Raw genomic sequence first — 22,015 nt, 5'->3', positions numbered from 1 at the left:
ACTGCAATGCCGTCGAGTGATTTGCCGCAAGGCAAAACGGAGTAGATGATATGGGTATGTCAGCAGGTGGCAGCGGCGGCGGTTCCGGCGGACGCCGGGGTGGACGCGGCGGACGGCGCAGAGGCGGCGCGATCAGCGAAATCAACGTGACGCCGCTGGTCGACGTCATGCTCGTGCTGCTCATCATCTTCATGGTGGCGGCGCCGATGATGACTGTCGGCGTGCCGATCGACCTGCCGCAGACCTCCGCCAATGCGTTGAATTCGGACACGCAACCGATCACCATTTCCGTCAATGCCAATGGCCAGATCCATTTGCAGGAAACGGAAATCCAAGCGGCTGAAGTGGCGGACAAGCTGCAGGCAATCGCCACGACCGGCTATAACGAACGCATTTTCGTGCGCGCGGATTCCGTTGCCGCCTATGGCGTCGTTGCGGATGTGATGGCGCGTATCCAGGCGGCCGGTTTCAAAAATATCGGCCTTGTGACCCAGCAGAAACAGGACAATTGACGTAAAGCGATGAAGGGCAGCCTTACCACATCCGCGATCGTGCATGCGTCGCTTCTGGCTTTCGCCCTTGTCTCCCTGGGCTCGCCGGAACCCCTCGACGTGTCTCAGGCTGAGGCACTGCCGGTGGAGCTGGTGAATGTTGAAGAGCTAACCCAGATCCAGCAGGGTGATAAGAACGCTCCGAAGGCGGAAAAATCTGCTCCTGTTCCGACGACCCGGCCTGATATCATCGAGAACGCTCAGAATGTCGGTAACAATACGGCAGATATAGAGGCGCCGCCGACGCCGACGACCAAGCCAAACGACAATATGAGTGCGGCCGCCCCGCCCAAACAGGAAAAGCCACTTCCGACCGTCGATACGAAAGCGAACGACGTGAAGGAGATCGTCAAGGAAGAAACCTCGGCTCCGAAGCAGCAGGAAATGGCCGCCCTGCCGCAGACGAAGCCTGAGATTACACCGCAGCCGAAGACCGAGCCGCCACCGCAGGAAACCAAAGCGGAAGAGCCTCCGCCGGCAACGCAGGAGCCGGCCGAAATCCCCGTGCCGCAGAACATTCCGCGCCCGAATTCCAGGCCTGAGCCACCCAAGCCAGAAGAGCCGAAACAGGCCGAGACGAAGCCCGCCGAGCAGAAACCAGCCGAAAAACCAGCTGAGAAGAAGCCCGATCAGGCCAAGTCCACGGACAAGCCTTCGGATAAGAAACCCGGTGAGAAGAAGCAGGAGACGGCGAAATCTGCTTCCTCTCAGGCGAGTGAATTTAACGCCGACGAAATTTCTGCGCTGCTTAACAAGCAGGCACCTTCGGGCGGCGGCGCAAAGCGCTCGACCCAGACGGCGTCTCTTGGCGGCAAGAAGACCATCGGTACGGGATTGAGCGCCAGCGAAATGGACAATGTCAGAGGCCAGGTTCAGAAGAACTGGTCGATGGTCGCCGGCCTGACGGGAGTAGCCGAGGTAAGGGTGCAGGTCCGGGTTTCGCTGGATAAGGCGGGGAACGTGGTGGGCGAGCCGGAGGTAACGGCATCGGGTGGTCCTGAAGGTACCCGCCGTGCAGTGGAGAGCAGCACCCGGCGTGCCGTTCTGCGCTCATCGCCTTTGCAGAACTTACCGCCCGAGAAATATGATGGCGAAAAGGGTTGGAACACGATCGTTTTCAACTTCGACGCCTCCGATTTCGCGACTTAAGCCGACAGATTCTGGAGTCGACACTATGCGTCTGAAATATCTGTCCCATTTTCGTAAGAAGCTGAAAGGCTTGTTTCAATGATCAAGAATTCTGTCCTCCGCGCCCTCATGGTTGCAACGGGCATGTTGTTTTCGCTGGTTGCTGTCGTGCCTGCCAATGCGGAAGTTCAAATCAACATCAACAAGGGCAATGTACAGCCGCTGCCCATCGCCATCACGGATTTCATATCCGGAGATGGGATCGGCGCGCAGGTTTCTGCCGTTATTGCGGCCGACCTCCAACGGTCCGGTCTCTTCGCGCCGATCAACAAGAATGCTTTTATCGAGAAGATCAGCAATCCGGATCAGCAGCCGCGTTTCGAGGACTGGAAAGTCATAAACGCGCAGGCGCTTGTGACGGGTCGCGTGACGCGCGAAGGGGATGGTCGCTTACGTGCGGAATTCCGTCTGTGGGACACATTTGCAAATAAGCAGATGGCAGGCCAGCAGTTCTTCACCCAGCCAGAAAATTGGCGTCGCGTCGCCCACATCATCGCGGATGCGATCTATGAAAGCATCACCGGTGAAAAGGGCTATTTCGACACCCGTGTCGTTTTCGTCTCCGAAAGCGGACCAAAGACCGCCCGCAAGCGGCAGCTGTCGATCATGGACCAGGACGGTTTCAACGTCCGCAACCTGACCAACTCGAACGACATCGTCCTGACACCGCGTTTTTCGCCGAGCCGTCAGGAAGTGACCTACATGTCCTTCGAGGGCCAGCAGCCACGCGTTTATCTGCTGCAGCTGGAAACCGGACAGCGTGAAGTCGTCGGCAACTTCCCAGGCATGACGTTCTCGCCGCGCTTTTCGCCTGACGGGCAGAAGGTCATCATGAGCCTTCAGCAGGATGGCAACGCTAATATCTACACCATGGATCTGCGCTCTCGTACCACGACACGCCTGACCAACACGTCGGCGATCGATACGGCCCCGTCCTATTCGCCTGACGGTCAGCGTGTTGCCTTTGAAAGTGACCGTGGCGGCCGCCAGCAGATTTACGTCATGAATGCCGACGGTTCCGGCCAGCAGCGCATTTCCTTCGGCGATGGTTCGTATTCCACGCCGGTCTGGTCTCCGCGCGGCGATCTGATTGCCTTCACCAAGCAGTCTGGCGGCAAGTTCTCGATCGGTGTGATGAAGACGGATGGTTCGGGCGAACGAATCCTGACCAGCGGCTTCCACAATGAAGGGCCAACCTGGGCACCGAATGGCCGCGTACTGATGTTCTTCCGCCAGAACGCGGGTGCGGGCGGTCCGCAGCTCTATTCGATCGATCTGACGGGCTATAATGAACAGCTCATCAAGACACCGACCTTCGCTTCAGACCCGGCCTGGTCGCCGCTTCTGGACTGATATGACTGCCATCACGGCGCCGGCTTGAACCGGTGCCGTGATGTTTTACGCATACCACAGGGAAATGTGCCTCTTTCTTGCCGCAAAGTGTTGTGAGGGAGCAAAAAACTGGGACATTTCCTTTCTGTTAACCATAAGCGTTTGCCGGCTATTAACCGCGATCAGTTAGTGTCCGGCAACGTTATTGAAATCCTAAGGAGAGACCGGCGATGAGCCGTACACATATTTCGGCACTCAGCCCCATGCAGAAACTGGCCCGTAACCCGGCTGTCATCGCCATGACGCTCGCGCTTGCTCTTGCAGGCTGCGCGAACAAGAAGAACATGCCGAACAGCGCCGGTGAACTCGGCCTTGGTGGCGCAGGCTCTGCAACGCCGGGCTCCCAGCAGGACTTCACGGTCAATGTCGGCGACCGCATCTTCTTCGACACGGACTCCACCTCGATCCGCGCCGACGCCCAGCAGACCCTGCAGCGCCAGGCACAGTGGCTTGCCCGTTACCCGAACTACGCCATCACGGTCGAAGGCCATGCCGACGAGCGCGGCACGCGTGAATACAACCTGGCACTCGGCGCCCGCCGTGCGGCAGCAACCCGCGACTTCCTGGCCTCTCAGGGTGTTCCGGCAAGCCGCATGAAGACGATCTCCTACGGCAAGGAACGCCCGGTCGCGGTTTGCGACGACATTTCCTGCTGGTCGCAGAACCGTCGCGCGGTCACGGTTCTCGGCGGCGCAGGCATGTAATCGCCTGACGTTTTTGTGAACGTAAATAAAGGGCGGTCTTCGGGCCGCCTTTTGTTTTTTTCATAGTTTGGCCGAAGTTAAGTTGCTTTTTCGGTCGATATGGAAAAAATCCGGCTTGCACTATTCCGGTGCAAATCAGTTAAGGCAGGACGAATGAGATGAAGAAACTTGTCGTGGCGGGAATGCTGGGGCTTGCAGCCTGCACCGGCTTGAGCGGCACAGCCGTTTCGGGTCCGCTGTTCGGTGCGGGGGGTAGCTTCGGCACGATCAATTCTCAGCAGCAGCCCCCGGTCGTCCGGGTTCAGGCCAATGAAGCCTATCGGGTTCAGCAGCTTGAAGAACAGATCCGGCAACTCAACGGCCGTATCGAGGAAATGAGCTTCCAGCTTTTGCAGATGCAGGAAACGATCCGCAAGGCGCAGGAAGACAATGAGTTCCGCTTCCAGGAACTGGAAAGCGGAAAGGGCGGAAGTCCTGCAGCAACGCCGAAAAAGAAGGCGGAGGCAAGTCCGGTCAGTCCGGCGACGCCCCCGACCGACGACGTTGCAACGATCATCGAAACGCCACCCGAGGGTGGCGCTTCCGTTTCACCGTCTGCTCCCTCCAGTGCTCCGACAGGCGCGCCGGGTGAGACCACGCTCGGTTCGATCGAACTTGATTCCAAGGGGATGCCTATTGGCGGCACGCTCAATTCAGGCGCCAACAATTCTTCCGGCAGCCTTCCCGGCGTGACAACAGGCAACAGCACGCGCAAGACCGATCCCGTCAATACAGCGGCGCTGACCAGCGAAGGCGATATCTACCAGGCCGCTTACGGTCATGTCCTTTCCGGTGATTACAAGCTGGCGGAGCAGGGGTTCCAACAATATCTGCAGGGTTACCCCAAGGGCACGAAAGCCGCGGATGCGAGCTTCTGGCTGGGTGAAGCGCAATATTCTCAGGGCAAGTTCAACGAAGCCGCGAAGACCTTTCTTAACGGCCACCAGGCCTATGGTAAGTCTCCGAAGGCTCCGGAAATGCTGATGAAGCTTGGCATGTCCCTTGCCGCTCTCGATAATACCGAAACGGCCTGCGCCACGCTGCGCGAGGTGCCGAAGCGTTACCCCAATGCCTCGAAGACCGTGCTGAACAAAGTCGCCAGTGAACAGAAGCGGCTGAGCTGCTGATCTCTTCCCTGCCATTGCGGCGGTCTTTCCATGCCGGTTGATGCCCGCATTCCGAACGAACAGCCAATTGCGCCGCTTGCGGCCGCACGGTGCTTTGTCGAAAAATTCCGCGAACCTGCGCATATTCTCGTCGCAATCTCCGGCGGCAGCGATTCCACCGGCCTGTTGCTGGCATTGCATGAGGTGATGTCCGAGAAGGGGCGCGATCTGCTTCGGCTTTCTGCCGTTACAGTGGATCACGCTCTGCGAGTGGAATCCGCCGATGAGGCCCGCAAGGTTGCGACACTTTGCGCCGAGCTGGGCATTCCGCACGTCACACGCCGGTGGGAAGGTTTAAAGCCGGTCTCCGGCATTTCGGAAGCGTCCCGTCTTGCCCGCTACCGGCTTATCGCGGAAGCAGCCGTCGCGTTCGATGCCGATCTCGTGGTGACGGGTCACACGGCCGGCGATCAGCGGGAAACCGTCGCGATGCGCGCTGCCCGCAACAGCGGCGAGGACAATCTCGGCCTTTCCGGCATGGCGGACGCGGTTTTATACGCTCGGCGCCATTGGATCATGCGGCCATTCCTGAGGTGTGAAAGGCAGGCGATCCGCGATTACGTGTCGTCCCGTTCGCGGCGCTGGCTCGACGATCCAAGCAATGAAAATCCACGATATGAGCGTGTTCGCATGCGGCAGGCCTTGCCTGATGTTCCGCTTCCGGCCGATGGGGGAGAGGCGGAAAAAAGGCGTATATCCTCTGAAAAAACGGCAGTTTTCCTGCGCGCACACGCCGAGGTCTTTTCTGGTGCGCTCGCGAAATTGCAGCCGGACGGCGTGTCGCCTGATCGGGCGGATTTCCGGCACGGGCTGGCAGTGCTGATAGCAAGTCTCGGCGGGCGGCCCTATCTGCCGGCCGCGGGCAGCATCGAGCGCGTTCTTTGCTTCCTCAAAACCGGCAATTACGGACGTATGACAGTCGGTCGTGTCCTGCTCGATCGCCGACGGGATGGGCTATATATCTTCCGCGAGCTACGAAATCTGCCGGAGCTTCGTCTTGAGGCATATCAGAAGGGCCTGTGGGATGATCGCTTCATCGTGGAAAACCGGTCGCCTTTCCCTGTCCGGGTCAGCGCGGAGGAGGCTGGTACTGGAGCGGGTTTTCCATCGGTGCCGCCGGGAGTGACCAGATTGGCGCTATCGGGCCTTCCGCAAATCGCCGCAGCGGAGGCGGGGCAAACGGCCGGGGAGTTGACGGTCGATGTGACGCCAAGGCTGGCGCCCTTCGATCTTTTTCTGCCGCGCTTCGACCTTGAGTTGGCAAATACGATCGCTGTTTTGTTCGGACGGCCGGCATATCCACAGCCCCCGGTTTAAATCGGGCCTCATTTTCGTGAATTGCCTTGGAACAGTTTTTACACCAAAACGCATCAGATAATGCGCTTTGCCTTGGCAAGGGCAGATGTCGTCCTTATGTTAAGGGCACGTAATAGCGGGCAGTAGTTGTGCCCGTGTGAGTTCGGGGAGTTCGATGAACCCAAATTTCAGAAATTTCGCCTTGTGGGCCGTGATCGCCCTCTTGCTGATCGCGCTGTTCAGCATGTTCCAGACTTCGCCGACGCAAACGGGTTCACGGGAAATTCCGTATTCCCAGTTTCTCCGCGACGTGGATTCCGGGCGAGTTCGCGACGTGACCGTCACCGGTAACCGGGTTCTCGGAACCTATACCGAAAACGGCACGGCCTTTCAGACCTATTCCCCCGTCATCGACGACAGCCTGATGGAGCGCTTGCAGAGCAAGAACGTGACCATCGTGGCGCGCCCGGAAAGCGATGGCTCCTCGGGCTTCCTGAGCTATCTCGGCACGCTTCTGCCGATGTTTCTCATTCTTGGCGTCTGGCTGTTCTTCATGCGGCAGATGCAGGGTGGTTCGCGCGGTGCGATGGGCTTCGGCAAGTCCAAGGCCAAGCTCCTGACGGAAGCCCATGGCCGCGTGACGTTTGACGACGTTGCCGGCGTGGATGAAGCCAAGCAGGATCTTGAGGAAATCGTGGAATTCCTGCGTGACCCGCAGAAGTTCCAGCGCCTCGGCGGCAAGATTCCGCGCGGCGTTCTGCTTGTTGGTCCTCCGGGCACCGGTAAGACGCTTCTTGCGCGTTCCGTCGCAGGTGAAGCCAATGTGCCGTTCTTCACGATTTCCGGTTCGGATTTCGTGGAAATGTTCGTTGGCGTCGGTGCCAGCCGTGTGCGTGACATGTTCGAGCAGGCAAAGAAGAATGCGCCTTGCATCATCTTCATCGATGAAATCGACGCCGTCGGCCGTCATCGTGGCGCCGGCCTCGGCGGCGGTAACGACGAGCGCGAACAGACGCTGAACCAGCTGCTGGTTGAGATGGACGGTTTTGAGGCGAATGAGGGCATCATTCTCATCGCCGCTACCAACCGACCCGATGTTCTCGATCCCGCACTTCTGCGTCCCGGCCGTTTCGACCGTCAGGTCGTTGTGCCGAACCCTGACATCGTCGGCCGCGAGCGCATCCTCAAGGTGCATATCCGCAACGTGCCGCTGGCGCCGAATGTCGATCTCAAGGTTCTCGCCCGCGGTACCCCCGGTTTCTCGGGTGCGGACCTGATGAACCTCGTCAACGAAGCCGCCCTCATGGCCGCCCGCCGCAACAAACGCGTGGTGACCATGCAGGAGTTCGAAGACGCCAAGGACAAGATCATGATGGGCGCGGAACGCCGCTCCTCCGCCATGACCGAGGCCGAAAAGAAGCTGACCGCCTATCACGAAGCCGGTCATGCCATCACCGCTCTGAAGGTTGCCGTGGCCGATCCGTTGCACAAGGCAACGATCATCCCGCGCGGCCGCGCACTTGGCATGGTGATGCAGCTGCCGGAAGGCGACCGCTATTCCATGAGCTACAAGTGGATGGTGTCGCGCCTCGTGATCATGATGGGTGGCCGCGTTGCCGAAGAACTGACCTTCGGTAAGGAAAACATTACCTCGGGCGCGTCTTCGGATATCGAGCAGGCAACCAAGCTTGCCCGTGCCATGGTGACGCAATGGGGCTTTTCCGATGCGCTCGGCCAAGTCTCCTATGGTGAAAACCAGCAGGAAGTGTTCCTCGGCCACTCCGTTTCGCAGTCGAAGAACGTCTCCGAAGCCACAGCCCAGACGATCGACACGGAAGTTCGCCGCCTGATCGATGAGGCTTATGCCGAGGCTCGCCGCATTCTGACGGAAAATCACGATGGTTTCGTTGCGATTGCCGAGGGTCTGCTTGAATACGAAACCCTGACGGGTGACGAGATCAAGGCCCTGCTGAAGGGTGAGAAGCCCGCCCGCGATCTGGGCGACGATTCTCCGGGCAGCCGTGGTTCGGCAGTGCCGAAGGCCGGCACCAAGAAGGACGGTCCCAGTGAAGTGAAGGGTGACGGTGAAGCAAAGGGCGACGGTGAAGCCGAAGGCGGCATGGAGCCGCAGCCGCATTGATCGACCGCGTCTGTTAGAAATTGTAAAAGGCCATCCGGGTTTCCGGGTGGCCTTTTCATTTTGGTAACAAGATATAAGCCATTTTTGCGGTAATTTACGTGCTGTTTATCGTGGTTTGTGGCATCTAGCCAAAAACGCTTCCGGCTGTTTTCAGCTAGGCCGGAATGCTTGAAAAGATTTGGAGTTCAAATGGCACGCCGTTATTTCGGAACCGATGGTATCCGCGGACAATCGAACGTCTTCCCCATGACGCCTGATCTGGCGATGCGGGTTGGCATTGCCGTCGGGACGATTTTCCGCCGTGGCCATCATCGCCATCGTGTCGTCATCGGCAAGGATACGCGCCTTTCCGGCTATATGCTGGAAAACGCCCTGGTTGCCGGCTTCACCGCCGCCGGTCTCGATGTCTTCCTGCTCGGCCCGATCCCGACGCCGGCCGTCGCCATGCTGACCCGCTCGCTGCGCGCCGATATCGGCGTGATGATCTCGGCCTCGCACAACCCCTTCTCCGACAACGGCATCAAGCTTTTCGGGCCTGACGGTTACAAGCTTTCCGATGAGCTGGAGTTGGAGATCGAAGACCTCCTCGACAAGGATATCTACGCCCAACTGGCGAAGCCTGCCGAAATCGGCCGGGCGAAGCGCGTCGATGGCGACATCTATCGTTATATCGAGTTCGTGAAGCGCACCCTGCCGCGCGACGTGACATTGAGCGGCCTGCGAATCGCCATCGACTGCGCCAATGGCGCGGCTTATAAGGTGGCGCCCGCGGCTCTCTGGGAACTCGGCGCGGAGGTCGTCACCATCGGCAACGAGCCGAACGGCATCAACATTAACCTCGAATGCGGTTCCACGCACCCGGAAGCCCTTCAGAAAAAGGTCCACGAGGTGCGGGCCGATATCGGCATTGCGCTGGATGGTGATGCGGACCGCGTCATCATCGTTGATGAACGCGGCGAGATCGTCGATGGCGACCAGCTGATGGCCGTCATCGCCGACAGCTGGGCCGAAGACAACACGCTCCGCGGCGGTGGCATCGTCGCAACTGTCATGTCCAATCTCGGTCTTGAGCGTTTTCTTGGCGACAAGGGCCTCACCCTTGCCCGCACCAAGGTGGGCGACCGCTATGTGGTCGAACACATGCGCAACCACAATTTCAATGTTGGCGGCGAGCAGTCCGGCCATATCGTGCTGTCGGATTACGGCACGACGGGGGATGGGCTCGTTGCGGCATTGCAGGTTCTCGCCAAGGTCAAGCGCTCCGGCCGCACGGTGAGCGAGGTTTGTCGCAAGTTCGAGCCCGTGCCGCAGCTTTTGAAGAATGTCCGTATCTCCGGTGGCAAACCGCTGGAAAACCCGGTCGTGCAGCAGGCAATTGCGGATGCGGAAAGTGCGCTTGCCGATAATGGCCGCCTCGTCATCCGCCCTTCCGGCACCGAACCGCTGATCCGCGTGATGGCGGAAGGCGACGATAGCGCGAAGGTGGAGCGTATCGTCAATGATCTTGTCGGCATCATCGCGAATGCCCGCTCTGCCGCGTGAGGCATAGCAACAATAAATCAGCAAAAAGCCGGCCTTCCGCCGGCTTTTTCTTTGAGTATTTACTAATGAATATAGTGAATGAGCGTGGTTAATCGGGACTTAACCATTTTACGTCAATCTCCATGACTGAACAGTTCACTGGCATCTGCTGCCGCAAACGCACGTGCCTCTTCTGGAGTGGAAGTCATGAAAAACGCCCTGGCCGGATTTCTGGCCGTCCTGCTGACCGGCACCAGCGCCATTGCCGCCGATCTTTATCAAGCTGAGCCTGCGCCGACCTATGCTCCCGAAGTGGAGATCACCCAGGCAAGCGGCTGGTATCTGCGTGGCGACGTCGGTTATTCTTTCAATAAGCTGCGTGGTGCCAATTATTATCAGGGTGGCCCCGGTGGCTATCTCGCTGATTTCGATACCGCGAAGATCGACGATAGCTATGTCATTGGCGCCGGTGTCGGTTATCAGTTCAACAACTATTTCCGCAGTGACGTGACCTTCGACTATATGGGCAAGTCGGATTTTCGTGGCTCCACGAGCGGTTTCTGCGGTTCCGTTCCCGGCCGCTGCGTCTCGGAGGATCTTAGCTCGGTTCGCGCCTATACTCTGATGGCAAATGCCTACGTCGATCTCGGGACTTACGGACGCGTGACGCCGTATGTCGGCGGTGGTATCGGCGGCTCCTACGTCAAGTGGGACAAGCTGCGCAACACATCCTGCAGTGTCAGTGGTCTTGGCTGCGACCCGACCACCGAACACGGCGGCAGGGGCAAGTGGCGTTTCGCTTACGCCCTTATGGCTGGCGCATCCATTGATGTTACCTGTAATCTGAAGGCCGATATCGGTTACCGTTTCCGTCACATCAACAAGGGCGACATGTTCGCCTATGAGAATGGCGGCGGCCCCGGCCGTGACAAGGGCCTCTATTCGCATGAAGTGCGTGTCGGCGGCCGTTATGTCTTCAACGGTTGCGACACCGCGCAATACATGCCGCCTGCCGATATTCCTCTGCAGCCTGCCGTTTATAAATAAACGTCACGCCAACCTGATAGTTTCGGGCCGTCCGCATCCTCCGGGTGCGGGCGGTTTTGTTTTATCGGCATGTGGCAAGGGACATGACGCATATGGACCAAGATTCTTCTGCGTAGCGACATATTCCGCTTGACTGGGATCGGCGACAGGAATAGCAACGGCGTCAGGACACTCCACCCTAACGTGGAGCGCCTATCTGGAAGGGTAGTCAAATGACAGATATCGTGAAGCCGGACGTCCGTCCGGGCAATACGCATTTTTCCTCTGGTCCCTGCTCGAAGCGCCCCGGTTGGTCGCTAGATGCTCTCTCCGATGCGCCGCTCGGTCGCTCGCATCGCGCCAAGGTTGGCAAAGCCAAGCTGAAGCAGGCTATCGATCTCACCCGTGAAGTTCTTGATGTTCCCGCCGATTATCGCATCGGTATCGTTCCCGCATCCGACACCGGCGCCGTTGAAATGGCGCTCTGGTCGCTGCTCGGCGAACGTGGCGTCGATATGCTCGCCTGGGAAAGCTTCGGCGCCGGCTGGGTCACCGACGTCGTCAAGCAGCTGAAGCTGAAGGACGTTCGCAAGTTCGAGGCCGATTACGGTCTGCTGCCGAACCTTGCCGAAGTCGATTTCGACCGCGACGTGGTCTTCACCTGGAACGGTACGACCTCTGGCGTTCGTGTTCCCAACGCCGATTTCATTCCCGCCGACCGCAAGGGCCTGACCATCTGCGACGCCACCTCGGCGGCTTTCGCGCAGGATATGGACTTTACGAAACTCGACGTCGTCACCTTCTCCTGGCAGAAGGTTCTCGGCGGCGAGGGCGGCCATGGCGTCATCATCCTGTCGCCGCGCGCCGTTGAGCGTCTCTTGAGCTACGCACCGGCATGGCCGCTGCCGAAAATCTTCCGCATGGTTTCCGGCGGCAAGCTGATCGAAGGCATCTTCACCGGTGAAACCATCAACACGCCGTCCATGCTCTGCGTTGAAGATTATATCGACGCGCTGCTCTGGGCAAAGAATCTCGGTGGCCTGAAGGCGCTGATCGGCCGCGCCGATGCCAATGCCAAGGTTATCTACGACTTCATCGAGAAGAACGACTGGATCGCCAACCTGGCCGTGAAGCCGGAAACTCGCTCCAACACGTCTGTTTGCCTCAAGATCGTTGATCCCGAGGTCCAGGCGCTGGATGCCGCGGCACAGGCCGATTTTGCCAAGGGCGTCGTCGCCCTGCTCGAAAAGGAAAATGTCGCCCTCGATATCGGCGCTTACCGCGACGCCCCGTCCGGTCTGCGCATTTGGGCCGGCGCCACCATCGAGACGGCTGATATGGAAGCCGTCATGCCCTGGCTCACCTGGGCTTACCAGACGCAGAAGGCAGCACTTTCCAAGGCTGCCGCCTGATTTTGATACCGGCCCTGCGCTGATGCAGGGCCGCATAGTTCCCGCTTTCAAAACTGCACCGTTTTTCAAGGAGCCCGTGAACCATGGCACCTCGCGTACTCGTATCCGACGAACTGTCGGAAACCGCCGTCCAGATTTTCCGTGATCGTGGCGTCGAAGTCGATTTCCAGCCGAAGCTCGGCAAGGACAAGGACAAGCTTGCTGAAATCATCGGCAATTACGATGGCTTGGCCATCCGCTCTGCCACCAAGGCAACCGAAAAGCTGATCGAAGCCGCGACCAACCTCAAGGTCATCGGCCGCGCCGGCATCGGCGTCGACAATGTTGACATCCCGGCCGCCTCGCGCCGCGGTATCATCGTCATGAACACGCCATTCGGCAACTCCATCACGACGGCAGAACACGCGATCGCGCTGATGTTTGCCGTCGCCCGCCAGCTTCCGGCAGCCGACAGCTCCACGCAGGCCGGCAAGTGGGAAAAGTCGAAGTTCATGGGTGTCGAGATCACCGGCAAGACGCTCGGCGTCATCGGTGCGGGTAACATCGGTTCGATCGTCTGCTCGCGTGCACTTGGCCTCAAGATGCACGTTCTCGCCTACGACCCCTTCCTGTCGCCGGAGCGCGCGCAGGAAATGGGCGTCACCAAGGTTGAGCTGGACGAGTTGCTAGCCCAGGCCGATTTCATCACCCTGCATGTGCCGATGACCGACAAGACGCGCGGCATCCTCAACGCTGAAAACCTTGCCAAGACCAAGAAGGGCGTACGTATCGTCAACTGCGCCCGTGGTGGTCTGGTGGATGAAGCTGCCCTTGCGGAAGCCATCAAGTCCGGCCATGTCGCCGGTGCCGGTTTTGACGTGTTCGAAGTCGAGCCCGCCACCGAGAGCCCGCTTTTCGGCCTTCCTAACGTCGTCTGCACGCCGCATCTTGGCGCTTCGACCACGGAAGCACAGGAAAACGTTGCCCTGCAGGTTGCCGAGCAGATGTCGGATTACCTCGTCAAGGGTGCCGTGTCCAACGCCATCAACATGCCGTCGATCACGGCTGAGGAAGCGCCGCGTCTGAAGCCCTTCATCCGTCTCGCGGATGTTCTCGGGTCTTTCGTCGGCCAGGTACAGGAAAGCGCCACCAAGGAAATCGAAATCCTTTATGACGGTGCAACCGCCAACATGAACACGAAGGCGTTGACCAGTGCATTGCTGGCCGGCCTCATCCGGAGTCAGGTTGCCGACGTGAACATGGTTTCGGCCCCGGTCATGATCAAGGAGAAAGGCATCATCCTTTCCGAGGTCAAGCGCGACAAGACCGGCGTTTACGACGGTTACATCAAGTTAACGGTGAAGACGGAAAACCAGATCCGCTCGGTTGCCGGCACGGTGTTCTCGGATGGCAAGCCACGTTTCATCCAGATCAAGAACATCAACATGGATGCCGATGTCGGATCGCACATGATCTACATCACCAATACCGACGTTCCCGGCATGATCGGCTTCATGGGCACCACGCTCGGCGAGGCTGGCGTCAACATCGCCAACTTCCAGCTTGGACGTGAAAAGGAAGGCGGCGACGCCATCGCCCTGCTTTATGTCGACGGTCCGGTTTCCGAAGAGGTGCTGGACAAGCTGCGCGCCAACCCCGCCATCCGCCAGGTCAAGCCGCTGACGTTCAACGTCGACTGATCTATCGTTCCTCCCAAGGGGACAATAGGAACCGGTGCAGGGGAAACCCTGTGCCGGTTTTTGTTTTTCCAGCTTTCGAATTGCGGCAGATTTCACGCGCCTCACGCCTTGGTTGCATATCACAAAAAATTTAAGCCGAGCGGTCTAAAAATGATGATCATGAGTTGCTATATGGCCTGTTGAGATGCCGCTCATGGGAGGGCGGCCAATAGGAGATAACGATGTTTGCTGCCTTTCGGCGCTTCAAGGGTTTGTTCGCAGTCGCCGCGCTTGGTATCGCGGTTTCTTTTGTGGCGGTTGATATGGCAGAAGCACGTCGCGCCAGCGGCGGTTTCGGCAGCCGTGGCACGCGGACCTACTCCGCTCCGCCTTCGACCAGCACTGCGCCCGGCCAGACCGCGCCGATTAACCGCAGCATGACGCCCAACACCAACCAGGCAGCTCCTGGCGCTGCTCAGCCGGCACGTCCTGGCGCACAGGCGCCGCAACAAAATCGTGGCCTCTTCGGCGGCATGATGGGTGGTCTGATGGGCGGCCTTCTGATGGGCGGTCTGTTCGGCATGCTTCTGGGTGGTGGTTTCGGCGGCATGGCCGGTTTCTTCGGCATGTTGCTGCAGGTTGCGCTGATCGGCCTTCTGGTCATGCTCGCCATGCGTTTCTTCGCGTCGCGCCGTCAGGGCCAGCCCGCTTATGGATCGGCCAACGGCTCGCACCGCACGGATCATTCCGGCTCCTCCTATAATGGCGGTTCGCAGGCGGGTCCGGCCGCATCCTCGTTCAAGATCCCGAAGATCGGCGCGATGGCCGGCGCTGCGGGCGGAGCGGCTGCTGCTGCCGCAACGGCAAAGCCCACGCCCCACGCCAACGCCATCTCGGAAGGCGACGAAATCGGCATCACGCAGGGCGACCTCGAGACGTTCCAGAAAATGCTGGAAGACGTGCAGGCTGCCTATGCCGCCGAGGATTATGGCACATTGCGCAAACTGACGACGCCCGAAGCCATGTCATATCTCGCTGAAGAACTCAGCGATAACGCGACCAGCGGTGTGAAAAACGACGTGCGCGAGGTGACGCTACTGCAGGGCGATGTCGCTGAAGCATGGCACGAAGAAGGGCAGGACTACGCGACAGTCGCGATGCGCTACTCTGCCATCGACGTGATGCGCGACCGCACCTCTGGCAAGGTGATCGAAGGTGACGAGCAACATCCGTCCGAATCGGTGGAAATGTGGACCTTTGTCCGCCGCCCCGGCAACGACAACTGGCAGGTCGCCGCCATCCAGGCCGCCGCCTGACGAATCAGAGCCTCTTAAACGGATAAGGCCCGGCGGTCGCTTCACCGCCGGGCCTTTGTTCGTTTCGTTCGATAAAGCTTCCTAAAAAGCATGGCGGAATGCCGCCAAAAAAGATTGGGAGATCTTGCGGGTGATATATCCGCCAGCCACGCGCGGCGGATTCGGCTTTCCCCTGCCATGCAAGGCCTTGAGGCTTGTTTGCCTCGGTATGTCCTTGGTGCATGGCTCATCCGCTTCACGGAATTGCCTTTTTTCATTCATCTGGCATTCAGTCCCCGCGTCCTAACCACAGGGCGTACACGTCAATGTGACTTTTTGTGCCGGTTCTAAACCGCTTTGGGAGCGGAACCTCAGCCGCAAAAGCGCGTTGACAATCCAATTCCCGGCATCTCGCAGGCCGGGCTGGGTGGCCGGGCAATGCACGGCCCGCGAGAACGGAGAGCTATCGAAATGAAACGCTTTGACCTGATCGACGGGATGCGTGGTTACTTCCTCGTCTTCATGCTGATCAACCATCTGGTGTTTGCCGGCGGCTTCTGGCTGGTGGAAATCAACCATCGTCAGTTCGCCTTTGTCGAGGACGCGCAGGGCTTCGTATTCCTGTCCGGCCTGCTGATCGGCATGGTATACGCGCGCAAGATGATGAAATATGGCTATGACGCCGGTAAACAGATGATCTGGAACCGCGCGCTGGAACTCTATCGTTATGCGATGGGTCTCGTCATCGCCGTTCTGTTCTTCCGTATGATCATCCCGCATGCGCCCTATATCTGGTACAATTGGCTCGGCATGACGTCTTTCGACGATCCGCTGCGTCTGGCGGCAATTGCGACATTTCTCTTCCAGCCGACCTTCATGGACATTCTGCCGCAATATATTGTCTACATGATTTTCGCGCCTGTCCTGGTGAAGCTCTGCCTCGATGGCAAATGGGCCTATGTCATGGCCGGCTCGCTGCTGGTCTGGATGGCGGGACAGCTTGGCCTGCAGCAGATTGTGACGACGCCTCTCAATGAACTCGTCAAGGGCGCGGACGAACAGGGTATTCGCGTCAGCTTCAACCTGCTCGGCTGGCAGCTGGTGTTCTACTCGGCGCTGGTGATGGGTGCTATGACGGCGCAGAACCGCATTCCGTGGAAGAAGATTTTCTCCCCGGAGCACACCTGGCTGCCGAAGGCCGCGCTTGTCATCTGCCTGTTCTTCATGCCGCTCCGCATCGCTACCGCGTGGGGTCTGATGCCGGAATTCATGATGGGCAAGTTTTCGACGATGGAAATCCGCGCCGATTTCGGCCCGGTCTACCTCATCAACTTCCTCGCCGTCGGCGTTGGCCTCACCTGGCTCGTGATTGCCGGACCGCATCACCACCGCCCGCTCGTGCGCTCCATCGCCGAAGGCGTTATCTGGGTGCTGTCGCTGAAGTTCCTGCAATTGCTCGGCCGCCACTCGCTGCAGGTCTATGTGTGGCACGTGGCGATCGTCTACGGCGTTTATTATCTCGATGGACGCACGGCCGAACTGTCGCAGCTGAACAAGACGCTGATCGCCTTCACGGCCATCGGATTGCTGGCCATGCCCGCCCTGTGGCGGGAGCGCGACAAGTGGTTCGGCAGCAGCGGCCAGAAGACGGCTGGTGCCTGAAGCCCTCTACAAGGGAATCAGACGGCTTTACGGGGCGGTTTTCCGCCCCGTACTTGCGTGTGAAGCCATTCCTTTCTATATGCAGCCCTTAAATCCGCGGTATGGCGAGACAGGACGGCCCGTTTGGTGGGCAAGGTTTCTTGCGGCGGATGACCGACAGGCGGCGGGGCCTTTACCCCCGTTATGACTGACGATGGGAAAAAACGTGAATACGCTCGATTTTGACAAGAGGCCGGAAGATACCCGGATCGTTGTCGCCATGTCCGGTGGCGTCGATTCTTCTGTTGTGGCCGGTATCCTCAAGCGCGAGGGCTACGATGTCCTCGGCATCACCCTCCAGCTGTATGACCATGGCGCCGCCGTGCACCGCGCCGGCTCCTGTTGCGCCGGCCAGGATATCGACGATGCGCGCCGGGTCTGCGAAACGCTGGGCATCCCCCATTACGTGCTGGATTATGAAGCGCGGTTCCGCGAAACCGTCATCAACCCCTTTGCGGAAGCTTATGCAATGGGTGAGACCCCCATTCCCTGTGTTGCCTGCAACCAGACGGTAAAATTCGCCGATCTTCTAGCGACCGCGCAGGAACTGGGTGCCGATGCGCTGGCCACGGGCCACTACATCCGTTCGCGGCCCAACCCCGTTCCCGGTCAGGCGGGCCGCCGCGCGCTCTATCGGCCGATCGATAGCGACCGCGACCAGAGCTGGTTCCTGTTCGCAACCACGCAGGAACAGATCGATTATCTGCGCTTCCCGCTCGGTGGCCTCTCCAAGGCCGAAACGCGGGCTTTAGCGGAAGAAATGGGGCTTGTCGTTGCCAAAAAGGCCGACAGCCAGGATATCTGTTTCGTGCCGCAGGGCAAATATACCGATATCATCAACAAGCTGAAGCCGAATGCGGCTCTGGCGGGTGATATCGTGCATCTCGACGGGCGTGTGCTCGGCCGCCACGATGGCATCGTGCATTATACGATCGGCCAGCGCCGCGGTATCGGTGTTGCGACGGGCGAGCCGCTTTACGTCGTGCATCTCGATGCGCGTGGCCGCCGGGTCATCGTTGGCCCGCGTGAGGCGCTGGAAACCCGCCGCGTCTATCTTCGTGACATGAACTGGCTGGGTGATGGCGACCTGGCCGTTGACGCCGGGCAGGGCTTCGCCTGCTTCGCCAAGGTGCGTTCCACCCGTCCTCCGACGGAGGCAGTGCTGCATGCGGATGAGAATGGTATCTATGTGGACCTGATGACCGGAGAGGCGGGTGTCGCGCCCGGTCAGGCCTGCGTGCTTTATTCCGCGCCGGGCGCGGATGCCCGCGTGTACGGCGGCGGTTTCATTGAACGGTCCGAGCGCTCGGCGGAGGCCGAGGCGTCGCTCAAGGCGCTTCTGGAAAAGCCGGTTGCCGCCTGAAACCACTCGCTTTTTGCAGCGATGCGGAAAGCGAATTTTTTGCGCATCTTGCGCTTGACACTTTGGGGAGCGGCACCTTATAAGCCGCTCATCCTGATGGAACAGCCGGTCACATGACTGTCACGTTTCCCCTGTGGCGGGGTAGCTCAGGTGGTTAGAGCAGCGGAATCATAATCCGCGTGTCGGGGGTTCAAGTCCCTCTCCCGCTACCACTTTTCTTCATACGAAAAAACCATACCTCACCGTGCAGCGCGGGAGTTCGTTGCTTGTCTCAGCGGCAAATAGCAATGGATCAGACGCCTTTGCCGGCGAATCTCGCCCAAAAAAAGGGAAACCCGCTACTGCTAAAATGCAGCCAGCGGGCCTCAACCTCTACCCCCTCCCACAAGGGCGGCTGCACAAAAGCACACTGAATGAAATATGGCAAGATCAAGGCGTCATATTGTTGCTGGTGACAGGGTTGTTCTGCCATTCAGCCGCGTATGACGGGGCTCTCACCCGTAGTTTCAAAGGGGCGGGCGCAGGTGGCGACTTTAAAGAGGGTAAAAAAATGCCCGCTGGCAGCGGGCAATCAGAGGGAACTGAGGTTAGGAGCCTCGGCGTTCAAACGGCCATCCTCGATATAGGTTCCGCCCGGGGGACGATTTTTGTACCGCTCGTACACAGACAATATGAAGCCGGTGACGCCGCAACGAAAACCGCCGCTGCGAAAAAATAAACATCCGGAAGATCATGACTTGGGAAACTGGAGCGGGCGAAGGGATTTGAACCCTCGACCCCAACCTTGGCAAGGTTGTGCTCTACCCCTGAGCTACACCCGCTCAAATCCACCGGTCCGGGGTAGTATGCTGAACCGTGGGCCGCCGAAGCGGCGACGGGCGCTATATCGCTCAATCGATTTTGGAATGCAACAGGGAAATGACAAAAACGCGAAAATTTCTTTGAGAAATGCGACAAGCGGCGGAAAAGATTGATAATTTTTCCTGCAGCCGATTTTTCCCGCGTTGCCAATAGGCGGCTGCCCCCTTAATCATGACGCAACGACAATGGAATCGGCAGAGGCAGGTGGCAGCATATGGCGGAGAATTCTCGCAAGACGGCAGCGGAGCTGTTCGAATTTCTCGATGGGCTCGGAATTTCGCACACCACGAAACAGCACGAGCCTGTCTTTACCGTCGCGGAATCGCAGTCATTGCGCGACCTGATCCCTGGGGGCCACACAAAGAACCTCTTTGTAAAGGACAAGAAGGACCAGTACTTCGTTCTGACCGTGGAAGAAAACGCGGTGGTGGATCTGAAAAGCGTCCATAAGATCATCGGTGCGGCAAGCCGCGTGTCCTTCGGCCGGCCGGAAAAAATGCTCGAATATCTGGGTGTGGTGCCGGGTTCGGTCACGGTGTTCGGCGCAATCAACGACACGGACCGGCAGGTCACTTTTGTGTTGGATAGCGCGCTGCTGGAAAACGAACTTGTCAATGGCCACCCGCTCTCCAACGATCAGACGACGACAATCGCATCCGCGGATCTCATTCGCTTTCTCGAGGCGACCGGACATACGCCGCTTGTCTTGAAAGTCAGCGAGTGAGATACGATCTTTGCTTCAATCAAGACATATGACAGAGGTTACGGGAGACCGGCATGAGCGACACGAATAATCCTTACGGCGGTTCCTACGGCGGGCAGATGTCCGCAAGCGCGCACTATAGTGGCGAGCTGAATGGTGCGTCCTCCGGACACATCAAGGACACAACGACGGCTGGTTTCTCCAAGGACGTTCTCGAAGAGTCACGTCGTCAGCCAGTTCTCGTGGATTTCTGGGCGCCCTGGTGCGGCCCGTGCAAACAGCTGACGCCCGTGCTCGAGAAAGTCGTCAACGAAGCGAATGGCCGCGTGAAGCTCGTGAAGCTGAACATTGACGACCACCCGTCCATTCCCGGCCAACTCGGCATCCAGTCCATTCCGGCAATCGTCGCTTTTGCCGATGGCCGGCCGGTCGACGGCTTCATGGGCGCGGTGCCGGAAAGCCAGATCAAGCAATTCATCGAAAAGATTGCCGGCCCTGATGCAGGCGATCCCAAGGCGGAGATCGAGGCCGTTCTGACCGAAGCGAAACAGCTTCTGGCCGATGGCGATTTCAACGGCGCAGCACAGCTCTTTGGCGCTGTCATGCAGGCGGATCCGGAAAACCCCGCAGCGATTGCCGGCATTGCCGAGTGCATGATCGCCGCGGGACAATATGAGCGGGCCAGTGAATTGCTGTCGTCACTGCCGGCGGAACTCAATGAGGATTCGGGCATTCAGCTCGTTTCGAAAAAGATCGCGCAATATGAGGAAGCCCGCAAGATCGGCGATCCCGTGGCGCTGGAAAGCGAACTGGCAGCCGACCCGGATCGACACGAGGCACGGGTTAAGCTTGCGAAGGTGCTGAATGCGCAGGGCCGGCGCGACGAGGCGGCGGATCATCTGCTCTACGTCATGCGTAAAGATCGGACCTTCGACGACGACGGCGCGCGCCGCCAGCTTCTCGAATTTTTCGAGGCCTGGGGCTTTAAGGATCCGGCGACCGTCGCGGGCCGCCGGAAGCTTTCGTCGATACTGTTTTCTTAATGCGGGCATATCCCGGCCAGGCGGTTGATCCGCCGGCCGGCAGCAGTGAACAGGGGGCTTGATTCCCATGCATGTCGGAAATGCAAGATATGTGAAGAGCGACGACCTGCCGGAAACCGTGCCGGTTTTTCCCCTTCCCGGTGCTCTTCTGTTGCCGGAAGGCCATCTTCCACTCAATATCTTCGAGCCAAGATATCTTGCCATGATCGACACGGCGTTGGCGGGTCACCGTCTCATCGGCATGGTGCAGCCAGCCCTTCATGTCATTGAATCGGGCCTAGAGGGCGGGCCGTTGAGTGCGGTTGGGTGCCTTGGCCGCATCACCTCCTTTTCCGAAACCGGCGATGGCCGTTACATCATCTCGCTCACCGGTGTGTGCCGTTTCCGTCTGCTGGAGGAGGTGGAGGCCGGCAAGCCCTATCGCAGTTTCCGTCACGCGCCCTTCATCGCCGATCTTTCCGGCGAATACGATGAGGAGGCCGTGGACCGTGAAAACCTGCTGCGGGTGTTCCGCTCGTTTCTGGATGCCAACCAGCTGGAAGCGGATTGGGAGAGTGTGGAAAGGGCCGGCAACCGTGTTCTGGTCAATTCGCTTTCCATGATGTCTCCCTTTGGACCCGCCGAAAAACAGGCGCTGCTGGAAGCGCCCGATCTGAAGACGCGGGCCGAAACATTGATCGCCATCACCGAGATCGTTCTTGCCCAAGGATCGGGTGAGGGCGGCAACGTGCTGCAGTAGGATCGCCGCCATGGACGACAGGATGAACAACGTCGATCCGAAGCTTCTCGAATTGCTTGTCTGCCCTTTGACGAAGGGCCGCCTTTCCTATGACCGTGCCCGCAATGAACTCATCTCCGAAAATGCGCGGCTTGCTTATCCAATTCGTGACGGTGTGCCGATCATGCTCATCTCGGAAGCGCGTAAAATAGAGGACTAATCGCAGCTTCTTTTACTC

General features: G+C 59.0%; 19 protein-coding genes and 2 tRNA genes. 20 read left to right on the top strand and 1 reads right to left on the bottom strand.

Annotated elements, in window-relative coordinates:
• Positions 1-50: 50 nt before the first annotated feature.
• From tolR to EYD00_RS16935, 16 genes are all read left to right on the top strand, one after another.
• Positions 51-512, top strand: coding sequence for a protein TolR (gene tolR, locus EYD00_RS17010; RefSeq protein ID WP_004445732.1), 462 nt, complete (start codon positions 51-53; stop codon positions 510-512).
• Between the two features lie 9 nt (positions 513-521).
• Entirely contained in the window at positions 522-1,700 is a 1,179-nt protein-coding gene (tolA, locus tag EYD00_RS17005; protein ID WP_034497281.1) for a cell envelope integrity protein TolA, read from the top strand.
• 78 nt (positions 1,701-1,778) lie between these two features.
• Positions 1,779-3,092, top strand: coding sequence for a Tol-Pal system beta propeller repeat protein TolB (gene tolB, locus EYD00_RS17000; protein WP_006697167.1), 1,314 nt, complete (start codon positions 1,779-1,781; stop codon positions 3,090-3,092).
• Between the two features lie 209 nt (positions 3,093-3,301).
• A complete protein-coding gene (gene pal / locus EYD00_RS16995; RefSeq protein WP_004445728.1) occupies positions 3,302-3,835 on the top strand; it encodes a peptidoglycan-associated lipoprotein Pal in 534 nt (177 codons plus the stop codon).
• Between the two features lie 158 nt (positions 3,836-3,993).
• Entirely contained in the window at positions 3,994-5,001 is a 1,008-nt protein-coding gene (gene ybgF / locus EYD00_RS16990; RefSeq protein ID WP_022563043.1) for a tol-pal system protein YbgF, read from the top strand.
• 30 nt (positions 5,002-5,031) lie between these two features.
• Complete coding sequence (tilS, locus tag EYD00_RS16985) at positions 5,032-6,357, top strand: tRNA lysidine(34) synthetase TilS (RefSeq protein ID WP_034497277.1); 1,326 nt, start codon at positions 5,032-5,034, stop codon at positions 6,355-6,357.
• 154 nt (positions 6,358-6,511) lie between these two features.
• Positions 6,512-8,476 (top strand): ATP-dependent zinc metalloprotease FtsH, encoded by a 1,965-nt coding sequence (ftsH, locus tag EYD00_RS16980; RefSeq protein ID WP_004445722.1) that lies wholly within the window; start codon positions 6,512-6,514, stop codon positions 8,474-8,476.
• A 189-nt stretch (positions 8,477-8,665) separates the two neighbouring features.
• Entirely contained in the window at positions 8,666-10,018 is a 1,353-nt protein-coding gene (glmM, locus tag EYD00_RS16975) for a phosphoglucosamine mutase (RefSeq protein WP_004445721.1), read from the top strand.
• Positions 10,019-10,204: 186 nt separating this feature from the next.
• Complete coding sequence (locus tag EYD00_RS16970; RefSeq protein WP_034497273.1) at positions 10,205-11,044, top strand: outer membrane protein; 840 nt, start codon at positions 10,205-10,207, stop codon at positions 11,042-11,044.
• A 212-nt stretch (positions 11,045-11,256) separates the two neighbouring features.
• Positions 11,257-12,435 (top strand): phosphoserine transaminase, encoded by a 1,179-nt coding sequence (locus EYD00_RS16965; RefSeq protein ID WP_022563040.1) that lies wholly within the window; start codon positions 11,257-11,259, stop codon positions 12,433-12,435.
• An 83-nt stretch (positions 12,436-12,518) separates the two neighbouring features.
• Positions 12,519-14,114 (top strand): phosphoglycerate dehydrogenase, encoded by a 1,596-nt coding sequence (gene serA / locus EYD00_RS16960; RefSeq protein WP_003506257.1) that lies wholly within the window; start codon positions 12,519-12,521, stop codon positions 14,112-14,114.
• Positions 14,115-14,335: 221 nt separating this feature from the next.
• Entirely contained in the window at positions 14,336-15,409 is a 1,074-nt protein-coding gene (locus EYD00_RS16955) for a Tim44 domain-containing protein (RefSeq protein ID WP_022563039.1), read from the top strand.
• A 450-nt stretch (positions 15,410-15,859) separates the two neighbouring features.
• The gene (locus EYD00_RS16950) at positions 15,860-17,050 is read left to right on the top strand and encodes an OpgC family protein (RefSeq protein ID WP_022563038.1); all 1,191 of its coding nucleotides are present in this window, start codon (positions 15,860-15,862) and stop codon (positions 17,048-17,050) included.
• A 205-nt stretch (positions 17,051-17,255) separates the two neighbouring features.
• Complete coding sequence (gene mnmA, locus EYD00_RS16945) at positions 17,256-18,452, top strand: tRNA 2-thiouridine(34) synthase MnmA (protein WP_004445712.1); 1,197 nt, start codon at positions 17,256-17,258, stop codon at positions 18,450-18,452.
• A 135-nt stretch (positions 18,453-18,587) separates the two neighbouring features.
• A tRNA-Met gene (locus EYD00_RS16940) sits at positions 18,588-18,664 on the top strand.
• Positions 18,665-18,714: 50 nt separating this feature from the next.
• Positions 18,715-19,170 (top strand): hypothetical protein, encoded by a 456-nt coding sequence (locus EYD00_RS16935; RefSeq protein ID WP_131258886.1) that lies wholly within the window; start codon positions 18,715-18,717, stop codon positions 19,168-19,170.
• A gap of 28 nt (positions 19,171-19,198) precedes the next feature.
• Here the strand turns inward: EYD00_RS16935 and EYD00_RS16930 are convergent.
• A tRNA-Gly gene (locus tag EYD00_RS16930) sits at positions 19,199-19,273 on the bottom strand.
• Between the two features lie 254 nt (positions 19,274-19,527).
• On the opposite strand from EYD00_RS16930, the gene EYD00_RS16925 reads away from it, so the two are divergent.
• The 4 genes from EYD00_RS16925 (at position 19,528) to EYD00_RS16910 (ending at position 21,997) form a co-directional block, all read left to right on the top strand.
• On the top strand, positions 19,528-20,037 hold the full coding sequence (locus EYD00_RS16925) for a prolyl-tRNA synthetase associated domain-containing protein (RefSeq protein ID WP_004445709.1): 510 nt from the start codon (positions 19,528-19,530) through the stop codon (positions 20,035-20,037).
• Positions 20,038-20,090: 53 nt separating this feature from the next.
• Positions 20,091-21,059, top strand: a complete 969-nt coding sequence (gene trxA, locus EYD00_RS16920) for a thioredoxin (protein ID WP_034497264.1) — start codon at positions 20,091-20,093, stop codon at positions 21,057-21,059.
• A gap of 67 nt (positions 21,060-21,126) precedes the next feature.
• On the top strand, positions 21,127-21,798 hold the full coding sequence (locus EYD00_RS16915) for an LON peptidase substrate-binding domain-containing protein (RefSeq protein ID WP_022563035.1): 672 nt from the start codon (positions 21,127-21,129) through the stop codon (positions 21,796-21,798).
• 10 nt (positions 21,799-21,808) lie between these two features.
• On the top strand, positions 21,809-21,997 hold the full coding sequence (locus EYD00_RS16910; protein WP_004445702.1) for a Trm112 family protein: 189 nt from the start codon (positions 21,809-21,811) through the stop codon (positions 21,995-21,997).
• The last annotated feature ends 18 nt before the right edge of the window (positions 21,998-22,015 follow it).

It is taken from the genome of Agrobacterium sp. 33MFTa1.1 (assembly GCF_004328495.1).
Lineage (GTDB): Bacteria > Pseudomonadota > Alphaproteobacteria > Rhizobiales > Rhizobiaceae > Agrobacterium > Agrobacterium pusense.
This window is presented reverse-complemented; position numbering and strand designations above follow the sequence as displayed.

Excerpts from the sequence above, each read along its gene's own strand:
- EYD00_RS16925 (WP_004445709.1), top strand. The coding sequence starts at position 19,528 with ATGGCGGAGAATTCTCGCAAGACGGCAGCGGAGCTGTTCGAATTTCTC.
- tolB (WP_006697167.1), top strand. The coding sequence starts at position 1,779 with ATGATCAAGAATTCTGTCCTCCGCGCCCTCATGGTTGCAACGGGCATG.
- tilS (WP_034497277.1), top strand. The coding sequence starts at position 5,032 with ATGCCGGTTGATGCCCGCATTCCGAACGAACAGCCAATTGCGCCGCTT.
- EYD00_RS16950 (WP_022563038.1), top strand. The coding sequence starts at position 15,860 with ATGAAACGCTTTGACCTGATCGACGGGATGCGTGGTTACTTCCTCGTC.
- tolR (WP_004445732.1), top strand. The coding sequence starts at position 51 with ATGGGTATGTCAGCAGGTGGCAGCGGCGGCGGTTCCGGCGGACGCCGG.
- serA (WP_003506257.1), top strand. The coding sequence starts at position 12,519 with ATGGCACCTCGCGTACTCGTATCCGACGAACTGTCGGAAACCGCCGTC.
- EYD00_RS16915 (WP_022563035.1), top strand. The coding sequence starts at position 21,127 with ATGCATGTCGGAAATGCAAGATATGTGAAGAGCGACGACCTGCCGGAA.
- ybgF (WP_022563043.1), top strand. The coding sequence starts at position 3,994 with ATGAAGAAACTTGTCGTGGCGGGAATGCTGGGGCTTGCAGCCTGCACC.
- EYD00_RS16910 (WP_004445702.1), top strand. The coding sequence starts at position 21,809 with ATGGACGACAGGATGAACAACGTCGATCCGAAGCTTCTCGAATTGCTT.
- trxA (WP_034497264.1), top strand. The coding sequence starts at position 20,091 with ATGAGCGACACGAATAATCCTTACGGCGGTTCCTACGGCGGGCAGATG.
- EYD00_RS16970 (WP_034497273.1), top strand. The coding sequence starts at position 10,205 with ATGAAAAACGCCCTGGCCGGATTTCTGGCCGTCCTGCTGACCGGCACC.
- EYD00_RS16955 (WP_022563039.1), top strand. The coding sequence starts at position 14,336 with ATGTTTGCTGCCTTTCGGCGCTTCAAGGGTTTGTTCGCAGTCGCCGCG.
- EYD00_RS16965 (WP_022563040.1), top strand. The coding sequence starts at position 11,257 with ATGACAGATATCGTGAAGCCGGACGTCCGTCCGGGCAATACGCATTTT.
- glmM (WP_004445721.1), top strand. The coding sequence starts at position 8,666 with ATGGCACGCCGTTATTTCGGAACCGATGGTATCCGCGGACAATCGAAC.
- pal (WP_004445728.1), top strand. The coding sequence starts at position 3,302 with ATGAGCCGTACACATATTTCGGCACTCAGCCCCATGCAGAAACTGGCC.
- ftsH (WP_004445722.1), top strand. The coding sequence starts at position 6,512 with ATGAACCCAAATTTCAGAAATTTCGCCTTGTGGGCCGTGATCGCCCTC.
- tolA (WP_034497281.1), top strand. The coding sequence starts at position 522 with ATGAAGGGCAGCCTTACCACATCCGCGATCGTGCATGCGTCGCTTCTG.